The organism is Mesorhizobium sp. U510, from assembly GCF_059180695.1.
Genome location: NZ_CP180532.1, coordinates 3065562 through 3086372 on the forward strand (window position 1 = coordinate 3065562; position 20811 = coordinate 3086372).

22 protein-coding genes are annotated in these 20811 nt (G+C 63.5%); 12 read left to right on the plus strand and 10 right to left on the minus strand.

Going from position 1 to position 20811, the window contains the following annotated elements; translation table 11 throughout:
* Positions 1 to 76: 76 nt before the first annotated feature.
* The 10 genes from ehuB to ACLGL5_RS16345 all read left to right on the plus strand — a co-directional run bounded on the left by ehuB (position 77) and on the right by ACLGL5_RS16345 (position 9208).
* A complete protein-coding gene (ehuB, locus tag ACLGL5_RS16300; protein ID WP_069091556.1) occupies positions 77 to 928 on the plus strand; it encodes an ectoine/hydroxyectoine ABC transporter substrate-binding protein EhuB in 852 nt (283 codons plus the stop codon).
* 220 nt (positions 929 to 1148) lie between these two features.
* Entirely contained in the window at positions 1149 to 1808 is a 660-nt protein-coding gene (gene ehuC, locus ACLGL5_RS16305; RefSeq protein WP_032929174.1) for an ectoine/hydroxyectoine ABC transporter permease subunit EhuC, read from the plus strand.
* Positions 1808 to 2467, plus strand: a complete 660-nt coding sequence (ehuD, locus tag ACLGL5_RS16310) for an ectoine/hydroxyectoine ABC transporter permease subunit EhuD (RefSeq protein ID WP_038645094.1) — start codon at positions 1808 to 1810, stop codon at positions 2465 to 2467. The genes ehuC and ehuD overlap by 1 nt, the downstream gene beginning before the upstream one ends.
* 3 nt (positions 2468 to 2470) lie before the next feature.
* The gene (gene eutA / locus ACLGL5_RS16315) at positions 2471 to 3250 is read left to right on the plus strand and encodes an ectoine utilization protein EutA (RefSeq protein WP_069091557.1); all 780 of its coding nucleotides are present in this window, start codon (positions 2471 to 2473) and stop codon (positions 3248 to 3250) included.
* A 5-nt stretch (positions 3251 to 3255) separates the two neighbouring features.
* The gene (eutB, locus tag ACLGL5_RS16320; protein ID WP_069093343.1) at positions 3256 to 4242 is read left to right on the plus strand and encodes a hydroxyectoine utilization dehydratase EutB; all 987 of its coding nucleotides are present in this window, start codon (positions 3256 to 3258) and stop codon (positions 4240 to 4242) included.
* On the plus strand, positions 4239 to 5231 hold the full coding sequence (locus ACLGL5_RS16325) for a cyclodeaminase (protein ID WP_064983366.1): 993 nt from the start codon (positions 4239 to 4241) through the stop codon (positions 5229 to 5231). Before eutB ends, ACLGL5_RS16325 begins: the two co-directional genes overlap by 4 nt.
* 134 nt (positions 5232 to 5365) lie before the next feature.
* Positions 5366 to 6544, plus strand: a complete 1179-nt coding sequence (gene doeA, locus ACLGL5_RS16330; RefSeq protein ID WP_027046567.1) for an ectoine hydrolase DoeA — start codon at positions 5366 to 5368, stop codon at positions 6542 to 6544.
* A gap of 5 nt (positions 6545 to 6549) precedes the next feature.
* Positions 6550 to 7551: a N(2)-acetyl-L-2,4-diaminobutanoate deacetylase DoeB gene (gene doeB / locus ACLGL5_RS16335; RefSeq protein WP_027046568.1), complete on the plus strand. Its 1002-nt coding sequence runs from the start codon at positions 6550 to 6552 to the stop codon at positions 7549 to 7551.
* A gap of 213 nt (positions 7552 to 7764) precedes the next feature.
* Positions 7765 to 8886 (plus strand): acyltransferase family protein, encoded by a 1122-nt coding sequence (locus ACLGL5_RS16340; RefSeq protein ID WP_069091558.1) that lies wholly within the window; start codon positions 7765 to 7767, stop codon positions 8884 to 8886.
* 181 nt (positions 8887 to 9067) lie between these two features.
* Positions 9068 to 9208: a hypothetical protein gene (locus ACLGL5_RS16345; RefSeq protein ID WP_223217773.1), complete on the plus strand. Its 141-nt coding sequence runs from the start codon at positions 9068 to 9070 to the stop codon at positions 9206 to 9208.
* Positions 9209 to 9279: 71 nt separating this feature from the next.
* Here ACLGL5_RS16345 and ACLGL5_RS16350 read toward each other — a convergent pair whose 3' ends face one another.
* The 8 genes from ACLGL5_RS16350 to ACLGL5_RS16385 all read right to left on the minus strand — a co-directional run bounded on the left by ACLGL5_RS16350 (position 9280) and on the right by ACLGL5_RS16385 (position 16566).
* On the minus strand, positions 9280 to 9735 hold the full coding sequence (locus tag ACLGL5_RS16350) for a MaoC/PaaZ C-terminal domain-containing protein (protein ID WP_069091559.1): 456 nt from the start codon (positions 9733 to 9735) through the stop codon (positions 9280 to 9282).
* The gene (locus tag ACLGL5_RS16355; RefSeq protein WP_064983361.1) at positions 9732 to 10808 is read right to left on the minus strand and encodes a Gfo/Idh/MocA family protein; all 1077 of its coding nucleotides are present in this window, start codon (positions 10806 to 10808) and stop codon (positions 9732 to 9734) included. Before ACLGL5_RS16355 ends, ACLGL5_RS16350 begins: the two co-directional genes overlap by 4 nt.
* Complete coding sequence (locus tag ACLGL5_RS16360; RefSeq protein WP_069091560.1) at positions 10801 to 11130, minus strand: L-rhamnose mutarotase; 330 nt, start codon at positions 11128 to 11130, stop codon at positions 10801 to 10803. The genes ACLGL5_RS16355 and ACLGL5_RS16360 overlap by 8 nt, the downstream gene beginning before the upstream one ends.
* A gap of 9 nt (positions 11131 to 11139) precedes the next feature.
* Positions 11140 to 12252: a mandelate racemase/muconate lactonizing enzyme family protein gene (locus ACLGL5_RS16365; protein ID WP_019856706.1), complete on the minus strand. Its 1113-nt coding sequence runs from the start codon at positions 12250 to 12252 to the stop codon at positions 11140 to 11142.
* Between the two features lie 3 nt (positions 12253 to 12255).
* Complete coding sequence (locus tag ACLGL5_RS16370) at positions 12256 to 13353, minus strand: ABC transporter ATP-binding protein (protein ID WP_069091561.1); 1098 nt, start codon at positions 13351 to 13353, stop codon at positions 12256 to 12258.
* Between the two features lie 4 nt (positions 13354 to 13357).
* Positions 13358 to 14224, minus strand: coding sequence for a carbohydrate ABC transporter permease (locus ACLGL5_RS16375; protein ID WP_019856708.1), 867 nt, complete (start codon positions 14222 to 14224; stop codon positions 13358 to 13360).
* Entirely contained in the window at positions 14224 to 15120 is an 897-nt protein-coding gene (locus tag ACLGL5_RS16380; RefSeq protein WP_069091562.1) for a carbohydrate ABC transporter permease, read from the minus strand. Before ACLGL5_RS16380 ends, ACLGL5_RS16375 begins: the two co-directional genes overlap by 1 nt.
* 126 nt (positions 15121 to 15246) lie before the next feature.
* The gene (locus ACLGL5_RS16385; protein ID WP_019856710.1) at positions 15247 to 16566 is read right to left on the minus strand and encodes an ABC transporter substrate-binding protein; all 1320 of its coding nucleotides are present in this window, start codon (positions 16564 to 16566) and stop codon (positions 15247 to 15249) included.
* 169 nt (positions 16567 to 16735) lie between these two features.
* On the opposite strand from ACLGL5_RS16385, the gene ACLGL5_RS16390 reads away from it, so the two are divergent.
* Both ACLGL5_RS16390 and ACLGL5_RS16395 read left to right on the plus strand, forming a co-directional pair.
* A complete protein-coding gene (locus ACLGL5_RS16390; protein ID WP_019856711.1) occupies positions 16736 to 17521 on the plus strand; it encodes an IclR family transcriptional regulator in 786 nt (261 codons plus the stop codon).
* A 65-nt stretch (positions 17522 to 17586) separates the two neighbouring features.
* A complete protein-coding gene (locus ACLGL5_RS16395) occupies positions 17587 to 18426 on the plus strand; it encodes an amidohydrolase family protein (RefSeq protein WP_069091563.1) in 840 nt (279 codons plus the stop codon).
* Positions 18427 to 18489: 63 nt separating this feature from the next.
* Here ACLGL5_RS16395 and ACLGL5_RS16400 read toward each other — a convergent pair whose 3' ends face one another.
* Positions 18490 to 19635, minus strand: coding sequence for an extracellular solute-binding protein (locus tag ACLGL5_RS16400; protein ID WP_069093344.1), 1146 nt, complete (start codon positions 19633 to 19635; stop codon positions 18490 to 18492).
* 14 nt (positions 19636 to 19649) lie between these two features.
* Positions 19650 to 20810, minus strand: coding sequence for a CaiB/BaiF CoA transferase family protein (locus ACLGL5_RS16405; protein ID WP_069091564.1), 1161 nt, complete (start codon positions 20808 to 20810; stop codon positions 19650 to 19652).
* Position 20811 lies beyond the last annotated feature (1 nt).

Below are 20811 nucleotides of genomic sequence, written 5' to 3' on the forward strand. Positions count from 1 at the left end.
CGAGGCGACAACGCCGTCCTCAAGGGACGGAAAGCCGCCCCAAACAAACCAAGACAAGAAACAGGAGTTGGGAACAATGAAGAAACTTGGCATTCTGGCCGGCGTCGCCGGCCTTGCACTGACGGCGGTGCTGGCCGCCTCGATCCCGGGTTCGGCCGACGACAGCAAGCTCGAGCAGTTGAAGTCACAGGGCTTTGCCCGTGTCGCCATCGCCAATGAGCCGCCCTACACGGCGGTCGCGGCCGACGGCAAGGTTTCTGGCGCGGCGCCTGACGTGGCGCGCGAGATCTTCAAACGCCTCGGCGTTGGCGACATCGTCGCCTCGATCTCGGAATATGGCGCCATGATCCCCGGCCTGAAGGCCGGCCGCTTCGACGTCGTCACCGCCGGCCTGTTCATGAAGCCGGAGCGTTGCGCCGCGGTCGCCTATTCCGAACCGGTGCTGTGCGACGCCGAGGCGATGCTGGTGAAGAAGGGCAATCCGAAAGCCTTCAAGAGCTACGAGGACGTCGCCAAGGACACATCGGCCACGATCGGCGCGCCCGGCGGTGGCACCGAGGAGAAGCTGGCGCTTAACGCCGGCGTGCCGCGCGAACGCGTCATCGTCGTGCCGGACGGCCAGAGCGGCCTGAAGATGGTGCAGGACGGCCGCATCGACGCCTATTCGCTGCCGGTTCTGTCGATCAACGATCTGATGAAGAAGGCCAACGACCCGAACCTCGAAGTCGTCGCCCCGGTCCAGGGTGCCCCGGTCTATTGCGACGGCGCCGCCTTCAAGAAGGGCGACGAGGCACTGCGCGATGCCTATGACGTCGAGCTCGCCAAGATGAAGAAGTCGGGCGAATTCGCCAAGATCATCGAGCCCTACGGTTTCTCGGCCGCCGCCGCGATGTCGACGACGCGCGACAAGCTCTGCTCGGCGAAGTAGGCGCCTCTTCTTCCTTCTTCCCGTTTCACGGGGAGAAGGTGTCACGAAGTGACGGATGAGGGGCGGCGCCAAGTTTGGAGAAGCTGGAGCCGCCCCTCATCTGCCTGCCGGCTTTCGTCGCTCGAAAAGCCAAGCAATTGGCTTTTCGCCCGCTACGCTGACCGCTCCTCAACTCGCCGTGAACGGGGAGAAGGGGCTAAAATGGAACGTTGGAACCTAGATGACCCAGTGGTCCGGCTATCTCGGCCTGATATTGCAGGGAGCGCTTGTCACCATCGAGCTGACGCTGATGGGGTCGGTGCTTGCCCTGATCATGGCCTTTCTGGCCGGCATGGGACGGCTGTCGCGCTTCTTCGCACTGAGGGCGCTCGCCACCGCTTATATCGAATTCTTCCGCGGCACCTCGATCTTCGTGCAGCTGTTCTTCGCCTATTTCGTGCTGCCGCTGATTGGTCTCGAACTGACCCCGCTGCAGGCCGGCGTGCTGGCGCTGGGCCTGAATGTCGGCGCCTATGCCGCCGAAGTGGTGCGCGGCGCCGTTCAGTCGATCGGCCGCGAACAGCATGAGGCCTGCATCGCGCTCAATCTCGGCCGCTGGCAAGGCCTGCGCCATGTCATCCTGCCGCAGGCCTTTCTGGTGATGCTGCCGACCTTCGGCAACAACGCCATCGAACTGCTCAAGGCGACATCGGTCGTCTCGCTGATCTCGCTCGCCGACTTGACCTTCCAGGCGCAGGTGGTGCGCGCCCAGACCGGCAACACGATGGTGCCTTTCGCCACCATCCTGGTCATCTATTTCGTCCTTGCACTGCTCATTTCTTGGGGCGTGCGCTCGCTGGAGCGCCGCATGGCGCGCGGCCTCGATGGGGTGCGCGTCTGATGGAGTGGGACTGGGATTTCGTATGGCAGATCATGCCGACGCTGATCCAGGGGGTGAAGATCACCATCTTGGCGACGCTGCTCGGCTCGGTGCTGGCGGCGATCGTCGGGCTGGGGATCGCGCTGGCGCGCCGCTCGCCCAACAAGGCGTTGTCGCGTACTGTCGGCTGGGCGGCCGAGTTCATCCGCGGCACACCGCTTCTGGTGCAGCTCTATTTCATCTTCTACGTGCTGCCCGACATCGGCATCCTGCTGCCGCCGCTGGTCGCTGGTGTCATCGGGCTCGGGCTGCATTACGGCACCTACACGGCGGAGGTCTACCGCGCCGGCATCGACAATGTACCGCGTGGCCAGTGGGAGGCCGCCAAGGCCTGCAATCTCAGCGCCCGGCAAACCTGGACGCACATCATCATCCCTCAGGCCATCCCGCCGATGATCCCGGCACTGGCCAATTATTTCATTGCCATGTTCAAGGAGACGCCGTTGCTCTCGGCGATCACCGTGCTGGAGCTGATGAACCAGGCCAAAAGCGTCGCCAACACCTATTATCGTTACATCGAGCCGATCACGCTGGTCGGCGCCTTCTTCCTCGCCATCAGCCTTTGTTCGGTCGTGCTGCTGCGCTGGCTGGAACGCCGTTACGGCAAGATCGAGAGGTAGCCGATGAAACCCTTGCCCGAGATCAAGGTCTACCCCAGTCGGCCATCACTCGACGAGCGTCCGCTCGACAAGCGCGTCGGCCTGATCATCCTGGCCACGGATCACACCAGCGAACCGGATTTTCGCCGCATGGTGGCGAGCGAGCGCATCGGCGTCTATGTCGCGCGCATTCCCTATGCCAATCCGACGACGCCGGAAAATCTGCGCAAGATGCAGCCGGCGCTGACGGCGGGTGCTGCCCTGATCCTGCCCGACGAGAAGCTCGAGGCCGTCTGCTACTCCTGTACGTCGGCCTCGGTGGTGATCGGCGATGCCGAGATCGAGACGGCGATCCAGGCGGCCAAGCCTGGAGTTCCCGTGGTCACCCCGCCAATGGCCGGCATGCGCGGGCTGAATGCCTTCGGCGTGCGCCGGATCAGCATTCTGACCCCCTACACGGTCGAAACCTCCAGCCCGATGGCCGCCTATTTCGCCGCGCGTGGTTTCGAGATCGCCAGCTTCACCTGTCTCGGCTTCGAGGACGATCGCGAGATGGCGCGCATCCCGCCGACAGCCCTTGTCGATCTCGCGCGCCAGGCGACCCACCCGCAGGCCGATGCCCTGTTTGTGTCCTGCACAGCGCTGCGCGGCGCGCTTGCGGTCACCGGCATGGAACAGGCAATCGGCCGTCCTGTGGTGACCAGCAACCAGGCGACAGCCTGGAATTGCTTGCGGCTGTGTGGCGATGAGACGCCGCGCCCTGAGTTCGGGCAACTGATGACGCTTCCTCTGCCGCGCGATTGATGACCATGACGACCGTCTCCCTTAACGATATCCGCGCCGCGCGTGAGCGTATTGCCAGCAAGGTCGAGTACACGCCGATCACGATATCCACGAGTCTTTCCAAGCGTCTCGGTGTCCCCGTTCATCTCAAGCTCGAGCACCGCCAGATCACCGGCAGCTTCAAGCTGCGCGGCGCTTCGAATGCCATCGCTTCGCTCCGTGCTGACGAAAAGGCGCGCGGTGTTGTCGCGGCCTCGACCGGCAATCACGGTCGCGCGCTGGCGCATGCGGCGAAGCTCGAAGGCATGCGCGCGGTGATCTGCATGTCGCGGCTGGTGCCGCAGAACAAGCTGGACGAAATCCGTCGGCTCGGCGCCGAGGTGCGCATTGTCGGCAACAGCCAGGACGACGCCCAGCAGGAGGTCGAGCGGCTGGTGGCGGAGGAGGGGCTGGTGATGCTGCCGCCCTTCGACCATCCCGCCATCATCGCCGGGCAAGGCACGCTCGGGCTGGAGATGATCGAGCAGGTCCCGGAGGCCGGTCTCGTGCTGGTGCAGCTTTCCGGCGGCGGCTTGGCCTCCGGCGTTGCCGCAGCGGTCAAGGGTGTCAGCCCCGGCACAAAAGTCATCGGCGTTTCGATGGCGCGGGGTGCTGCGATGAAGGCGAGCCTCGATGCCGGCCGGCCTGTCCTGGTGGAGGAACTGCCGACGCTGGCGGATTCGCTTGGTGGTGGTATCGGCCTCGACAATAGGCTGACCTTCCCCATGTGCCGCCACCTGCTCGACGAAATCATCCTGCTCGGCGAGGACGAGATCGCCGCCGGCATCCGCCATGCCTATGCGCAAGAGCGCGAGATCGTCGAGGGCGCCGGCGCGGTCGGCATCGCCGCGCTTCTAGCAGGCAAGGTCAAGGCGGAAGGGCCGGTGGTCGTACTTCTCTCGGGCCGCAACATCGACATGAACGCGCATCGCCGGATCGTCTGCGGCGAGGCGATCGGGGAGCGCGCCGCATGAGCCGTATGACGATTCTGACCGAAGCAGAACTGCGCAAGATCGTAACGCTCGATCTCGACGCCGTCGCCTGCGTCGAGAACGCTTTTCGCGCGCTCGCCACTCTGCCCGTGGCGATGCCGCCGATCCTGCGGCTCGACATTCCCGAGCATCGCGGCGAGGTCGACGTGAAGTCCGCTTATGTGCCCGGTATCGACGGCTTCGCCGTGAAGATCAGCTCCGGCTTCTTCGACAATCCAAAGCTCGGCCTGCCGAGCGGTGGCGGCATGATGGTGCTGCTTTCGGCAAAGACCGGTGTGGTCGAGGCGCTGCTGCTCGACAATGGCTACCTGACCGATGTCCGCACCGCTGCAGCAGGCGCGGCCGCGGCGAAGCATCTGTCGCGCGAAGACGCCACCGTGGCAGCAATCTTCGGCGCCGGTTTGCAGGCAGGTCTGCAACTGGAAGCACTGCGCCTTGTCAGGCCGATCGCCGAAGCCCGCATCTGGGCGCGCGACGCCGCCAAGGCCGAAGTCACCGCTGCCCGCTTGCGCGAAAGACTGGGCATTGTCGTGCGCGCCGAGCCCGATGCAGCAAATGCCGTTGCCGGCGCCGACATCATCGTCACCACCACGCCGTCGACGGAGCCGCTGATCAAGGCAGGCTTCATTTCGGCCGGCCAGCACATCACCGCCATGGGCTCGGACGCCGAACACAAGAACGAGGTCGCGCCGGCCATCCTGCGCATGGCCGATCTCTACGTCGCCGACAGCGCGCGCCAGACGCGGCGTCTGGGCGAACTGCATCATGCCATCGCGGCAGGGGTGATGGCCGCCGATGAAGAAGTGACCGAACTCGGCCAGATCATCGCCGGCGAACGACACGGAAGACGTTCGGCCAGCGATATCACCATCGCCGATCTGACCGGCACCGGCGTGCAGGACACCGCGATCGCCACGCTCGCCCGCGACCGCGCGCGGGCGGCTAATGCCGGAACCATTTTTGAAAGCTGATGCTGGCCGCAAAGCATGATCCGGAAAAGTGGGAACCGGTTTTCCGATCAGATCATGCTCAAGCAAAATTCCTGGAGCCGGGTTCACCGAAGTTGAAACGGGCTCCAGGGCCTAACAAACGAGGACCAAGAACAATGCAACCGAATCTGAAATTCTCGCGCGGCGAATTTGCGGATCGCCTCGCCAAGACGCGGCGAGCCATGGAGGCCAAGGGCGTCGATCTCCTCATCGTCAGCGACCCTTCCAACATGGCTTGGCTGACCGGTTATGACGGCTGGTCCTTCTACGTGCACCAGGCGGTCATCGTGCCGCCGTCGGGCGAGCCCGTCTGGTACGGCCGCGGCCAGGACGCCAACGGTGCCAGGCGCACCGCCTATCTCGCGCAGGACAACATCGTCGGCTACGCCGACCACTATGTGCAGTCGACCGAGCGCCATCCGATGGACTTCTTGTCCAGCGTGCTCGTCGATCGCGGCTGGGGCAAGCTCACCATCGGCGTCGAGATGGACAATTACTGGTTCTCGGCCGCCGCCTTCGCCTCGTTGCAGAAACATCTGCCCAATGCCCGCTTCGTCGACGCCACCGCGCTGGTCAACTGGCAGCGCGCGGTGAAGAGCCCGACCGAGATCGACTACATGCGCAAGGCCGCCCGCATCGTCGAAGCCATGCACCAGCGCATTTTCGACAGAATAGAGATCGGCATGCGCAAATGCGATCTCGTCGCAGAGATCTATGATGCCGGCACGCGCGGCGTTGACGGTATTGGCGGCGACTATCCGGCGATCGTGCCGCTGCTGCCGTCCGGCGTGGACGCCTCGGCGCCGCATCTGACTTGGGACGACCAGCCGATGAAGCGGGGCGAGGGCACCTTCTTCGAGATCGCCGGCTGCTACAACCGCTACCATTGTCCGCTGTCGCGCACCGTCTTCCTCGGCAAGCCGACGCAGGAATTCCTCGATGCCGAGAAGGCGACGCTGGAAGGCATGGAGGCGGGCCTTGCCGCCGCAAAGCCCGGCAACGCCTGCGAGGACATCGCCAATGCCTTCTTCGCCGTGCTGAAAAGGTATGGCATCGTCAAGGACAACCGCACCGGCTACTCGATAGGTCTGTCCTATCCGCCGGACTGGGGCGAACGCACCATGAGCCTGCGCCCCGGCGACCGCACCGAACTCAAGCCCGGCATGACCTTCCATTTCATGACCGGCCTGTGGCTGGAAACGATGGGGCTGGAGATCACCGAGTCCATCTTGATTACCGAAACCGGTGTAGAGTGCCTGGCCAATGTTCCGCGCAAACTGGTGGTGAAGAATTGAGCCAGATGTCCAGCCTCCGCCCGTCACCGATCACACCGACCGTCGATTTCGGTCGTGACGGCGTCCAGCACGGTTTCCTGCGCCTGCCATACAGCCGCGACGACTCGGCTTGGGGCTCGGTGATGATTCCGATGTGCGTCGTCCGCAACGGCAAGGGACCGACGGCGCTGCTGTCCGGCGGCAATCATGGCGACGAGTATGAAGGGCCGTTGGCGCTCTACGATCTCGCCCGCACGCTCGACCCGAAGCAAGTCAGCGGCACGGTGATCATCGTGCCGGCGATGAACTATCCGGCCTTCCGCGCCGGCACGCGGACCTCGCCAATCGACAAGGGCAACATGAACCGCAGCTTCCCCGGCCGGCCGGACGGCACGGTGACCGAGAAGATCGCCGACTATTTCCAGCGCGAGTTGCTGCCCCGCGCCGACATCGTCTTCGACTTCCACTCCGGGGGAAAGACGCTGGATTTCGTGCCGTTCTGCGCGGCCCACACTCTGCCCGACAAGGCACTGGAGCAGAAAGCCTTCGATGCGGTGGCGGCATTTTCGGCGCCCTTCTCGATGCGCATGATCGAGATCGACTCGGTCGGCATGTACGACACGGCGGCCGAGGAGATGGGCAAGGTCTTCGTCAGCACCGAGCTTGGCGGCGGTGGCACCTCGCGCGCTCAAACGGTGCGGATTGCACGGCGTGGCATTCTCAATGTGCTGCGTCATGCGGGCATTGTTGCTGGGGCGGTCGAGAAGGGCAGAACTCAATGGCTGGATATGCCGTCTGGCGATTGCTTCTCCTTCGCCGAGGAGGACGGCATGATCGAAACCATGGTCGATCTCGGCGAGCCCGTCGAAGAGGGCGCGGTGCTGGCACGGATCCATTCGGTTGGCCGCACGGGCATTGCCCCGCAGGAGATCCGGGCAAAAATGTCGGGTATGCTGGCGGCGCGGCATTTTCCCGGCCTGGTCAAGGCCGGTGACTGCGCGGCGGTGGTCGCCGTGGAGGTCGATTGATCGAAGGCGGCTGCGTCCCGGCACATGCCGCGCGGCTTCCGGCGATTGCGGCTGGCCGCGCCGGATTTTCTCCATCGGATGGAAGTGTAAATTAACGAGAGGCGGGCAAACTAGGCATTGGCAAGCGGGCCCTCGCTCTGCTGCCATCGTTGCGGGCATTGGACCGCGCGACATGGCGATGATCGTTGAACGCCCGGGCGCCTGGTCTGAAACATGAGATCTTCGACTGGAGAACACTATCCGGCGCTGGACCATGTTCGTGGCCTAGCGGCTTTCCTGGTCTTCACCTGGCATTTCCTCCACCAGTCTCCAGAGGGGCCGGTGCCCTATGGTTTTGTACCTGCCGTGCCCATTTTCAGCCTGCTGGATGAGGGGGTCACCGGCGTTTCATTGTTCATGACGCTCTCCGGCTACCTGTTCGCCAAGCTTCTTGATGGGAAACAGGTCAGCTATCTGCCCTTCTTCGCCAACCGGGCGCTGAGGCTGCTTCCGCTCCTGCTGGCCGTGATAGCCATCGAGGCTTGCCGCGTATCTATGGCGGGCCAGTCCCTGGGCGGCTATTTCACCGACGTCGGGAAGGGGGTGATCTTTCCAACCCTCCCGAACGGCGGCTGGTCGATAACAGTGGAAGCCCACTTCTACATCCTGCTGCCGTTCCTGCTGATGGCGTCCCGACGCTTCCTGTTCGCCCCATTGCTGTTCATCGCGGCGGCCATTTTGCTGAGGTGGGCACTTTACGTGCACCTCGGCGAGGTACAGTCGGCGGCGGCCTGGACCATCATTGGCCATGCCGATCATTTCCTCGCCGGCATCCTTGCGTTCCATCTCCGCGCCCATGCGAAGGACCGGCACTGGCTCGCGCTAGCCGTTCTGCTGGCCTTTTCGGGGTTCTTCTGGTGGTTCGATACCGCGGGAGGGTTTTACCAGGTTGAGCGGTATCCCTCGCCGCATTGGATATGGATCATCCTGCCGACGGTGGAGGCGGCGGCCTATTCGTTTGGGATCGCCTATTACGACACCAGCTTTCCAAGGCAGCGAACAGGCTTGCCGTTCAAGATCCTGGAGAAGGCTGGGGCCTACAGCTATTCGATCTATCTCCTGCACCTGTTCTTCGTCATGCAGTTGGCGGCGTTCATCAACGCGAACATCATGGGCATAAGCAATTTCTACATTGCCTGCCTCTGGTCCTTGCTGTGCTTTCTGGCGACGATCCCGATCGGCTATCTCAGCTACACCTGCATCGAAGCGCCATTTCTGCGCCTGCGCATACGGTATGCGGAGCCGGCTGTTGCCGATCCGGTCCTGTTCAAGGATCGGCCGGCCACGGCAGCATAGGCGAGCTGCCTGCGCCGGGCAGCGCCCTGCACGAATATTCGACAGAGACCATCGGCTCGGCGCATCTCGCTATCAGCGCTGTCTAGTCTTCAGCGGCGTGTGCCGTACCGTACACGAGGATACTCATATCCAGTTCGCTGGTTTTCCACTACTCTGGAGTCCGCGTGTCAGGGAGCATCGATTGCGTGGATTTGTGGAAAGCCTGATCGAGAGGCCGCAGACAGTGGCGGAGCAGGTCGCCAACGTCCTGCGCGAAGCCATTGCCAGCGGAACGCTGAAGGCCGGCACCGCGTTACGCGGCGGCCTGTCGCGAAAATCCTAGTCGGGATGGTCCTGCTGCTCGGGGTTCAAGCGCATCACCGCGCGACCGGTTCGTAAGAACCACGCTGTTCTTCAGCTCTGCGCCGGCTTGCGTTCGACGATGTAGATATGATCGGCCGCCAGCACGACCTCGCCGCGCTGGTTGATCACCTCGCAGCGTTCGATCACGCGTCCCGAGCCCGGCCGCTTGGGATCGTCTTCCTTGGCCGTAATGGTGGTGCGCGTGCGGATCGTGTCGCCGATGAACACCGGCTTGATGAAGCGCAGCCGGTCATAGCCATAGGAGAAGGCGACGGGGTTGACGATGCTTGCCGTCAGCCCGATGCCGACCGAGAACACCAGCGTACCATGCGCGATGCGCTGGCCGAACGGCGTCGTCTTCATGTACTCGGCGTCCATGTGGTGCGGGAAGAAATCGCCGGTGTGGCCGGCATGGACGATGAAGTCGGTCTCGGTGATGGTGCGGCCGCTGGTCAGCCGCGACGAGCTGATTTCATAATCTTCGAAATATTGGATCTGTTCCATCAGGGTCTTTCCGCGATCGGCGTCGCCGGCGCCGCGCTCGATCTATAGGCGGCTTCCACCAGCGCCATGGTGCTCCAGGCGTCCTCGACCGAGCTGACCAGTTCGTCGTCTTCTCCTGATGCGAAGCGCTGGACGTTGGCCATGCGCCCGACGAAGGCGTCGGGGAACCACTCGCCGGCAAGCGGTACCGCGATCCAGTCCGTTGCGCCCTTCGGATGGATTTCCAGAATGTCCGGTTCGCCCCGGGGATAGTCGAGGTTCAGGCCGAGCTTGAGATAGGCCGCCCCCTCGGTGCCGCAGATGCGGAATTCGCAGGCCTGGTGGCGGCGGCCGAACTTGTGGTCGTGGTTGATCGACAGCGCGCAGCGCATGGTGTCGCCATAGTCGAGAATGGCGCTGGTGCGCGTCTGCGCCACCTTGTGGTTGGGATGGCCGAGCGTCTTGGCGTGGACGCCTTTGGGATCGCCGAGCAATTGCCGGATGAGATCGAGATAGTGGATCGAGTGCATGGCGATCTCGACGCGCGGCGCCTTGAGCAGGAACTCCCACAACTCCCACGGTGTCGCCAGCGCCAGCCAGGCATCGAAGTCGACGACTTCGCCGAGCCAGCCCCTGGCGATAGCGTCCTTGAGCGCCAGCATCATCGGCGCGAAGCGCAGCTGAAAGTTCACGGCCGCCTTGAGGTTCTTGGCACGGCAGATTTCGAGGATTTCGGTTGCCTCGCCGAGATAGTTGCCCATCGGCTTCTGGATCAATGCGACCGCAGCGTCGGGCAGGGCTTTCAGGATCTCGGCGTGCCGTCCCGGCGGGGTCGCCAGATCGAAGATCGCATCCGGGACGGATGCGGCTTCGTCGACCGAACGGAACGCCGTCATGCCCCATTTGTCGGCCAGGGTTTTCGCCTTGGCCTGGTCGGGATCATAGAGGCCGGCAATCGGAAAGCCGGCTTTGCGATAGGCGGGAAAATGCGCGTCCCCGACGATCGATCCGGCACCGAAAGTGACGATCGGGCGAGGCTTCGAGGGTGTTGGCCAGGACTGGACGAGTAAGGCAGGGTCGAAACCGCCCTCAGTCATGGTGGAAGACCTCGTCCGTGCTGGCCCACCATTCGCCCTCCTTGCGGGTCGTGAGCGGCTCCTGGCATGGTATGCAGACCGACCACCATTCCTGCGTCTTCGGGTCGGCGGCCATCTTGGCCATGTCGGCCGCATAATCGGTGCCGTGATATTCGAAATAGGAGAACAGCAGATTCTCCGGCCGCTTCAGATAGATCGAATAATTCTTGATGTTGCAGGCCGAGATCATGGTCAGCACGTCGGGCCAGACGGCGGCATGCAGGCGGACATACTCCTCGACCTTTTCGGGCTTCAACCCCAGCACCATGCCCATTCGCTGCATATCCGACTCCTACTTCGTGATCGCCGTAGTGAATTCGGCGATGCTCATGGCCTTGACCGCGTCCCAATCCCAGTCGATGCCGATGCCGGGTTCGTCGGGCGCCAGCGCATGCCCATCCTCGATGCGCATATGCTTGCCGGTCAACTGGTCGAGTTGCGGAATGTACTCGACATACCTGCCGTTCTGAACCGCGCAGGTCAAGCTGACATGCAGCTCCATCAGGAAATGCGGGCAGACCGGAATGTCGAAGGCCTCCGCCGCATGGGCGATCTTGAGCCATGGCGTGATGCCGCCGATGCGGCCGACATCGACCTGCACGATCGAGCAGGCGCCTTTCTGCATGTATTCGCGAAAATGGCGGATCGAATAGAGCGATTCGCCAATGGCAATTGGCGTCGGCGTCGAGTTGGACAACCTGATATGGCCGTCAATGTCGTCGGCCGGCAGCGGCTCCTCGATCCAGGCGAGGTCGAGTTCGCGCAGCCGCGCCGCGCGCCGGATCGCCTCGTCGACCGAAAACCCCTGATTGGCGTCGGTCATGATCTCGTAGCCGTCGCCCACGGCCTTGCGCACCGCCGACAGGCGGGCGAGATCCTCCGACCCGTGCGGCCTGCCGATCTTCACTTTCGAGCCACGAAATCCCTTCGCCTTGGCAGCCAGCGCGTCGTCGACAAGTGCTGCGGTCTCGATGTGCAGCCAGCCGCCCTCGGTGGTGTAGAGCGGGCAGCGGTCCTTGGCGCCGCCGGCGAGTTTCCACAGCGGCAGGTTCTGCTTCTTCGCCCTCAGATCCCAGAGCGCCGTATCGATCGCCGCAATGGCGATGGAGGTGATCGCACCGATGGTCGTCGCATGGGTGGCGAATTCGAGATCGTGCCAGATCGCCTCGATCATGTCGGGGTCGCGGCCGATCAGGCGTGGCGCCAGATGGTCGGACAAGAGCCGCATCACCGACGAACCGCCGGTGCCGATCGTGTAGCTGTAGCCGGTGCCGACCGCGCCGTCGGAATCGGTGATGGTGACGATGGGCGTTTCCTGGCTGACGAAACTCTGGATGGCGTCCGTGCGCTTGACCTTGGGCACAAGGTCCACCATCCGCAGTTCGATTTTCTCGATTCTAGCCATCGGTCAGCTCCGCAATGTCTTTCCGGCCTCGGCGGTGAACAGATGCGCCTGCGACAGGTCGAGGCTCATCGCCACCCGCTCGCCGGAGCGCAATGGGCGCGGGTTCAGCATGCGCGAAACCCAGTCGGTGCCGTTGAACTCGACGAACACCAGCGTCTCGTTGCCGAGCGGTTCGGTGACGGTGATCGGCAGGTTGATCTGATGGACGTCGGCCGCACCGCCGGAGCTGATGCCATGGCCGGTCGGATAGATGTCGTCTGGCCGCAGGCCGAACACGACCTTGTCGCCGGTCGCGACATTGGCCTTGAATTGGGCGGGTAGCGGCAGCTTTTCGCCGCTGGCGAAAACCAGTTGGCCGTCATCGACCGTCGCCTCGTGCAAATTCATCGGCGGCGAACCGATGAAGCCGGCGACGAAGCGTGTCGCCGGGCGGCGGAAGACCTCGTCTGGCGTGCCGACCTGTTCGATATGGCCGTCGCGCATGATGACGATGCGGTCGGCCAGCGTCATTGCCTCGACCTGGTCGTGGGTGACGTAGATCACTGTCGACTGCACCTTGGCATGCAGCTTCTTGATCTCGGTGCGCATCTGCGTCCTGAGCTTGGCGTCGAGGTTGGAAAGCGGCTCGTCGAACAGGAAGACGTCAGGGTCGCGCACGATAGCGCGGCCCATGGCGACACGCTGGCGCTGGCCGCCCGACAGTTGCGACGGGCGGCGGTCGAGCAGCGTGTCGAGGCCCAGGATGGCCGAGGCCTCGGCGACGCGGCGCTCCATGTCCTCCTTGGCCGCACCGGCGATCTTCAAGGAGAAGCCAAGGTTTTCGCGCACGGTCATATGCGGATAGAGCGCATAGGACTGGAACACCATCGAGATGTTGCGCGAGCGCGGCGGCAGATCGTTGACGATCCGCCCGCCGATCTCGATCGAGCCGGCGCTGATCTCTTCCAGTCCGGCGATCATGCGCAAAGTCGTCGACTTGCCGCAGCCTGACGGGCCGACCAGCGCGATGAATTCGCGGTCGGCAATATCGAGATCGATGCCATGCACGATCCCGATATTGCCGTAGCGCTTGGTCAGTTTTTTCAGGGAAACTGTTGCCATGGGATCAGCCTTTCACCGCGCCGGAGGTCAGGCCGCCGACAAGGTGTTTCTGGACGATATAGGTGAGGGTGAGTGCGGGAATGATCATCACCACGGCCAGCGCGCACATGCCGCGCCAGTCGATGGTGAATTCGGCTGTGTAGTCGAGCAGGCCGACCGGCAGCGTCTTGGCGCTCACCGAGCGGGTCAGTTGCGAGGCCAGCGCGAACTCGTTCCAGCAGGTCAGGAAGGCAAAGATGGCGGCAGACGCAATGCCCGGCCCGGCGAGCGGGAACTCCACCTGCCAGAATGCCTGCCAGCGCGTGCAGCCATCGATTTGTGCTGCCTCCGCGAGGTCTTTCGGCACCTGGCGGAAGAAGCCGTCAATCAGCCAGATGGTGAACGGCACGTTGAGCGCGACATAGGCGAGGATCAGCCCGAAATGCGTGTCGATGATGCCGAGCCGCACATAGAGGAAGAACAGCGGCAGCGACAGTGCGATGCCGGGCACCGTGCGCGTCAGCATCAGGCCAAGGAAGACGCTGGATTTGCCGCGGAAGCGGTAGCGCGCGAAGGCATAGCCGCCGGCCATGCCGATGGCCACCGCAATGATCGTCGAGGTCACCGAGATGATCAGCGAGTTGCGGAAATATTCGATGACCGGGATGCCGCCTTTGCCGATGCCCGAGAACATTGCGATGTAAGCGTCGAACGAGATCTCCTGCGGGATCCACACCGGCGGCTTGGCCATGATCTCGACGGTTGGCCGCAGCGACGATAGCACGATCCAGAGGCCGGGCAGGCAGATGGTCAGCATCGCCAGGAACAGGCCGATGCGATGGACGACACCTAGCAGCCGTCGCTTCAGGCGGGCGGAAGAATTCTCGTCCATCACCACTCCGCGCCGATCTGCGTGCGCGCCGCGGCGAGCTTGTTGAAGAAATAGACGGTGAAGGCTATCGACAGCAGGATCGAGAAATAGGCCATGGCGTTGGCCATCCCCATGCGGCCGTCGCTGTAGGCGGTGCGTGCCACCAGCGTCCACATCAGTTCGGTGCGGCCCGCCGGTCCGCCATCGGTCATGATCTTGACGATGTCATAGGCGCGCGCGACGTCGAGCGAACGGATGGTCATGGCGATATAGGCGAAAGGCATGACGAACGGCCACGTCACATAGCGGAAGGTCTGCCAGGGCGTGCAGCCATCGACCCGCGCGGCCTCGATCGGCTCCTTGGGCATGGCGAGCAGGCCGGCGAGGATCAGGATGGCGAAGATCGCGGTCGACGACCAGATCTCGGCGATCGAGATGGCGATGAAGGCGAGATGGCCCTCGATCAGCCACGGAATGGCGTCCTGCGTGATGCCGAGCGACTGCAGGGCGTTGTTCACCAGGCCGATATTGTCGTTGAACATGAACTTGAACTGGAAGCCGACGAGGATCGGCGAGAACATCATCGGAAACATCATCAGCGTGCGCAGGATGCGCTGGCTGCGCGTCGCCTTCTCGACCAGCATGGCGAGGCCGAGGCCGAGCAGCATTTCGAGATTGAGCGCGATCGTCAGCAGCAGCACCGTGCGCCCGAACGCCCACCAGAAATCGGTGTTGGCCAGGATCGAGAGATAGTTCCGGAAGCCGACGAAGACGAAGAATGTTTCGGGCTTGGTCAGGCGGAACGGTGTGAAGCTGGAATAGAGCGACAGGAGCAGCGGCACGACGACGACCGCGGCCAGCACGATGAAGGCTGGAAGCAGCAGCAGGAATGGCGCCGATGGCTTGAAGCCCTTCATCAGAATCCTGTTGGGTTTTGCATTGCGTGGGCGAGGCGCCGAAAGGCGGTGTGCATCGCGGGGCCTCCGGCGAGACGCGATCGCCTCCCCCATTCATTATGGGGGAGGCGGCCTTGGGAGACGGTTCTAGAGCTTGCCGGCATCCTGCAGGATTTGCGTCGCCTTGGCGGCGGCTTCGTCCAATGCCTGCTTGGGGGTCTTGTCGCCCAGGATCGCCGCCTGAAGTTCGGGATAGACGGCGTTCGAAATCTCGATCCACTCAGGCGTCTGCGGCACGGCGAAGGCGTGCTTGGCTTCTTCCTGGAAGGCGGAGAGAACCTCCTTCTTGTAAGGATCGTTTGCGGCCTGCTTCAGGTCCCAATCCCACACGGCCGTGCGTGTCGGCAGCGGGCCTGCGGCGGCTTCCAGTTTCTGGCTGTCCTCATTGGTCAGCCACCAAACGAGCGAAGCGGCGGCGGCCTTGTTCGGGCAGTTCTCGGTCACCGAGAAACCGTGGAAACCGGACCAGCCGGTGCGCTTGCCGGAAGAACCCTTCGGCGCGACCTTCACGCCGACATTGCCCGCCACCTTGGACGATTTCGGGTCGTTGAAGAAGCCGGCCCAGCCCGGCCAGTCCAGATTAATGGCGACGGTGCCCGAGGCAAAGCCCTGGCCGAGATCGTCCCAGAGATAGTTGGTCGTTCCGGCCGGCACGGCCTTGGCCTTGTAGAGATTGACGAACCAGTCGAGCGCCCGGATGCCGGCCTCCGAGTTGAAGACCGGCTTGCCGTCCTTGTCGAGATACTCGCCGCCCTCGGCGACCACCATCTCGTAGAAGCGGCCATTGATCGCCTCTTCCTTGCCGGCGAACTGCGTGCCGTAGAAATTGGGCGGGTTGGCGAAGAACTCGGCCTGGTCGGTGACTTCCTTCCAGCTGTCCGGCGGCACCAGGTCATAGCCGTATTTGGCCTTGAACTTGGTCTTGTTGTCTGCGTTCTCGTAGAGGCTCTTCTGGTAGTAGAGCGCCGAGACGTCGAACTGCGCGCGCGGCAGCATCTCCAGCTTGCCGTCGATGGTTGCCGCCTTGATCGTCGACGGCACGAAGGCGTCGATCTCTTCCTTGGGCAGCAATTTACTGAGGTCTGTGTAGAGGCCGGTATATTGCGGCGCGAAGGACGAATGGTTCCAGCCGACGCACCAGTTGGTGCTGCCAGAGGCGATGTCGGACTTCAACTCCTTGTCGATGTCGAAGCCATTCTTCTTGGTCAGGATGTTGACCTTGGCGCCGGTGGCCTTTTCCCATTCGGGAATGCGCTCATAGAGCTTTTCATATTGCTGGCCGCCGATCAGTTTCACATCGACGGTGACGCCTTCGAACTTGCCGGGCAGGTCGCCGGCAAGGGCCGTGCCTGCACCAAATGCAAGCACCAATGCGCCGGCGGAGACGCCGGAAAGCAGTCTGTTCATTGGTTTCCTCCCTGGGTGCGCCTTAGCGGCGACCGCAACTTGTCCGCGTGACAAGAAATGCTACATTCATATACAAACAAAACATTCATACGTACGTCAAGGCGAAATTTGTTTCCGCCGGGCGCATTCCTGCGTATATGAAGAATTGATTTCACTGGAGAAATGCCTCATGGATGACAGCGAAGACGAGCGCTACCGCGCGCCGGCGCTCGACAAGGGGCTCGACATTCTTGAGCTGCTGGCCGGCGTGGACGGCGGCCTGACCCAGGCCGAAATCGCCAAGAAACTTGACCGCAGCCCCAACGAATTCTACCGCATGCTCGACCGGCTGGTGCGGCGCGGCTACGTCACAAGGCTGGATGGCGACCGCTATTCACTGACGCTGAAACTGTTCGGCCTGGCGCAGCTGCACGCTCCGGTGCGGCGGCTGGTGTCCTACGCCACGCCACTGATGCGCGAACTGGCCGAGACCTCGCAGCAGGCCAACCAACTCGTTGTTTTTGATCGCGGTTCCGCCGTCGTCATCGCCCAGCAAGAGGCGCCGAACTACTGGGGCATCTCGATCCGCGTCGGCTCCCACATCAGCCTGTTCGACACCGGTTCGGGCCATGTGCTGCTTGCCTTCCGCTCGCAGGAAGAGCGGCAGATGATGATCTCCGAACACGTCCGCAGCACCGACAAGACGGCGCAATCGGCCGAGTTCTTCACCCGGCTCGACCAGATCCGTGACCGTGGCTACGAGATGATGGCCTCGATGCAGACCGCCGGCGTCTTCAACCTCTCGGCTCCAGTACGCAGTTCCGACGGCAAGGCCATCGCCGCCCTGTCGATCCCTTACATCACCGTGGTCAATGCGCCGTCCGCGCCAGATATCACCAGGACAATCGAACTGCTGCTGGCGACGTGCGAGAAGCTGTCGCATCTGGCTGGCTCGGCTGTAGGGTCGGCCGCATAAATTCTTATTTGAATGAAGAATTCCTCCGTGAGATAATTTGACAAAGCCAATTTGGAGGAGCTCCAGTGATCATCGATACCCATCTGCATCTCATCGATCGCTCGGCCTTGCGCTATCCCTGGCTTGCCGGGGTGCCGCCGCTCAACCGCGATTTCTCCTACGAGGAATATGCGACCGAGGCGCTGCGTGTCGGCGTCGAGCGCGTGCTGCACATGGAGGTCGATGTCGATCCCGCTGACATTGAAGCCGAGACCGCACGGGTGGAAGGTCTGTCGCGACAGGCCGGCAGCATGCTGGTCGGGGCGATCGCGTCCTGCCGGCCGGAAGATGCTGACTTCCCGGTCTATCTCGAAAGGCAGCGGGCAAATCCTTTCGTCAGGGGTTTCCGCCGTGTGCTCCATGTCGTGCCCGACGATCTGTCGGAGGGCGCGGTGTTTCGCGACAACATCAAGCGGCTTAGCGGTGCCGGCCTGACCTTCGATCTCGTCGTGCTGCCGCACCAGATTCCGAAAGCAATAGCGCTGGCCGACCTCGCACCCGACGTCCAGTTCGTTCTCGACCATTGCGGCGTTCCCGACATCAAGGGCGGCGCCGAGCATCCCTGGCGCGAGCATATGAGCGAGATCGCGCTGCGTCCGAACGTCATGGCCAAGATCTCCGGCGTCGTCGCCTATGCCGATCCCGGCAGCTGGACGGTCGGGACGCTGCGGCCCTATGTCGAGCACACCATCGCTGCGTTCGGCTGGGACCGTGTCGTCTGGGGCAGCGACTGGCCGGTCTGCACGCTCGGTGGCGGCCTGTCGACCTGGGTCGCGGCGACCCACGCGCTGCTTTCCGGCTGCAGCATCGCGGAGCGCGACAGCCTGCTGTCGGGCAATGCCCGCAAGCTCTGGCGGCTGGAATAGGTTGCATTTGCCTCGGCATCTCGCCGGGGCGTAGCCCGGACGTTCTACGCCGTTCGGTTTCGTTCAGGCTCCTCTACCGGCAGCGCCGGACACCTGCGCGGGGGCACTCTCCCGGAACAGGCTGACGAGATCGGCAACCACCTCGGCGGCCCTGTGTCCGGAAGTCATGCCGGACAGGATGCGGTCGGACGCTGCCTGCTGGAACGCCATGTAGCCGTCATGACGCGGCCGCACCCATGCGCCTCCCAGCGTCGCGCGCGTGTCGCGATAGAAATTGCCGGTCGCGGCATTGACGGTGTGGTCTTCCCAGGCGGCAGCATGGCCTGGTTGGCCACCGGCAGCGGCATAGGCGCCGCGCTGCACGTCGCCGCTGGCGACCCAATAGGCAAAGTCGGTCGCAGCCTCCTTCGCCTTGGAAAAGGCTGACACCGCTATGCCGGTGCCGCCGAGCGCCGAGCCGACAGGGCCGTTGGCGCCAACGACCGGGATGTCGGTGAAGGCCAGCCGGCGCGCGCGAAACCCTGATAGCGCATAGGAAGCGTAGCCATAGATCAGCGGCGCGCAGATGATTTTGGAATCGGCCTCCGCCATGCGTTCGGAAACCGCGATCGGATCCATCTCCAAACAGGCCGGTTCGACCAGGCCGGCGATCTCTCGCATCATTTCGAAGACTTGGCTGCCGGCCTCGCTATCGATGAGATCGCGGGACGGATCGGTCGCGCAAGCGTGCCCGAGATTGCCGGCAAGCGTATAGAACACCATCAGCACATGCGGCGGGCGCAGCGGCAAAAGCACACGGCCTTGCCGGGCGAGGTCGAGCACCTGGCTCCAGCGCGCCGGCGGCGCATCGAGCGCGTCCGGCCGCCATGCCTGGACCTGGCTGGCCGCATCGATCGGAAAGGCCCATTGCCGCCCTTGCCAGGCGTAGCTCGGATAGGACTGGCCGACGCTTCCCGATGCAAGGGCTGCGCGCTCGACCTCGCGGCCGGCGACATCCAGCGGCGCGAGGCAGCGTTCCGCGGTGATCTGGCCGACATGCGGATGGTCGATGACGATCAAATCATAGGCGCGCGCCAGTTCTTCGACCGGGAAGGATTCGAAACCCTGCAGCGAGCGCTTGTCCCAGTCGATGGCGACGCCGGTCTTCTGCTGCCAGAGCGACGAGCAGGCGACCATCGGATCGTAGCCGCGCGGATGGCTCCAGGTCATGCCCTTGAGCGTGGTCACAGGCCGAACTCCTCGCGGATCGCGGCACTGTGCTCGCCGATGCGCGGTGCGGCGCGATCGACCTTGGCCCTGACACCGTCGACCCTGAGCGGCGAACTGGTGGTGAGGATCGAGACATCGTCCTCGCGCGTCACCGTCTGCAGCATGTCGAGCGACTGGAAACCTTCGCTGGCCAGCATCTCCGGCCAGGTCAGCACCTTGGCGCACCAGATGTCGGCCGGCTCGAGAATATCAAGCCATTCGTCGATGGTTTTGCTGGCGATCCGCTGCGCGATGATCGCCTTGATGTCGTCGCGCGCGGTGAACCACGAGGCCGGTTCGTCGCGATAGGGCGCCAGCTCATCGAGCGACAGCAGGTCGGCGAGTTTCGGGATCGGCGTCATGGCGATGGCGAGGTAGCCGTCCTCGGCCTGGTAGACACCATAAGGCGCCGAGAGATAGGCATGCGCGCTGCGGAAACTGGAGCGGCGCGGCAGCCGGCGGCCGTCATTGAGATGCGTGGTCAGCACCTCGAACTGCAAGTCGACCAACGCTTCCAGGAGGCTGGTTTCGATATGGCTGCCCTGGCCGGTGATGCCGCGCCGCACCAGCGCCGCCAGAATGCCTTGCGCGCAGGCCGCACCCGCCAGCATGTCACCGATCGCAAGGCCGAAGGGCACCGGCCCCTGGTCCTCGTCGCCGTTCAGCCACATCACGCCGGAGCGCGATTGGGCCAGGAGATCCTGGCCGGGCCGCTTGACCCATGGGCCGTCCTCGCCATAGCCGCTGATCGACGCGTAGACGAGCCGCGGGTTGATCTTGCGGACGGCTTCGTAGTCGAGGCCGAGCCGCTCGATGACGCCGGGCCGGAAATTCTGGATAAGCACATCGGCCTTGGCCAGAAGCCCGCGCAGCGCCTCGAGATCCGCCTCGTTTTTCAGGTCGATGTCAAGACTTTCCTTGGCGCGGTTGATGGCGTGGAAGATCGTGGAATCGCCGCCGATCTCGGTGTCGCTGAGATAGAGCCGGCGCGACAGGTCGCCGCCATCCGGACGCTCGATCTTGATGACACGGGCACCGAGATCGAGCAGGCGCAGCGAGCAATAGGGGCCGGACAGGAACTGGCTCATGTCGACGACGGTGAGACCGGCAAGCGGCAATTCGGCGGCTGCCGGCATT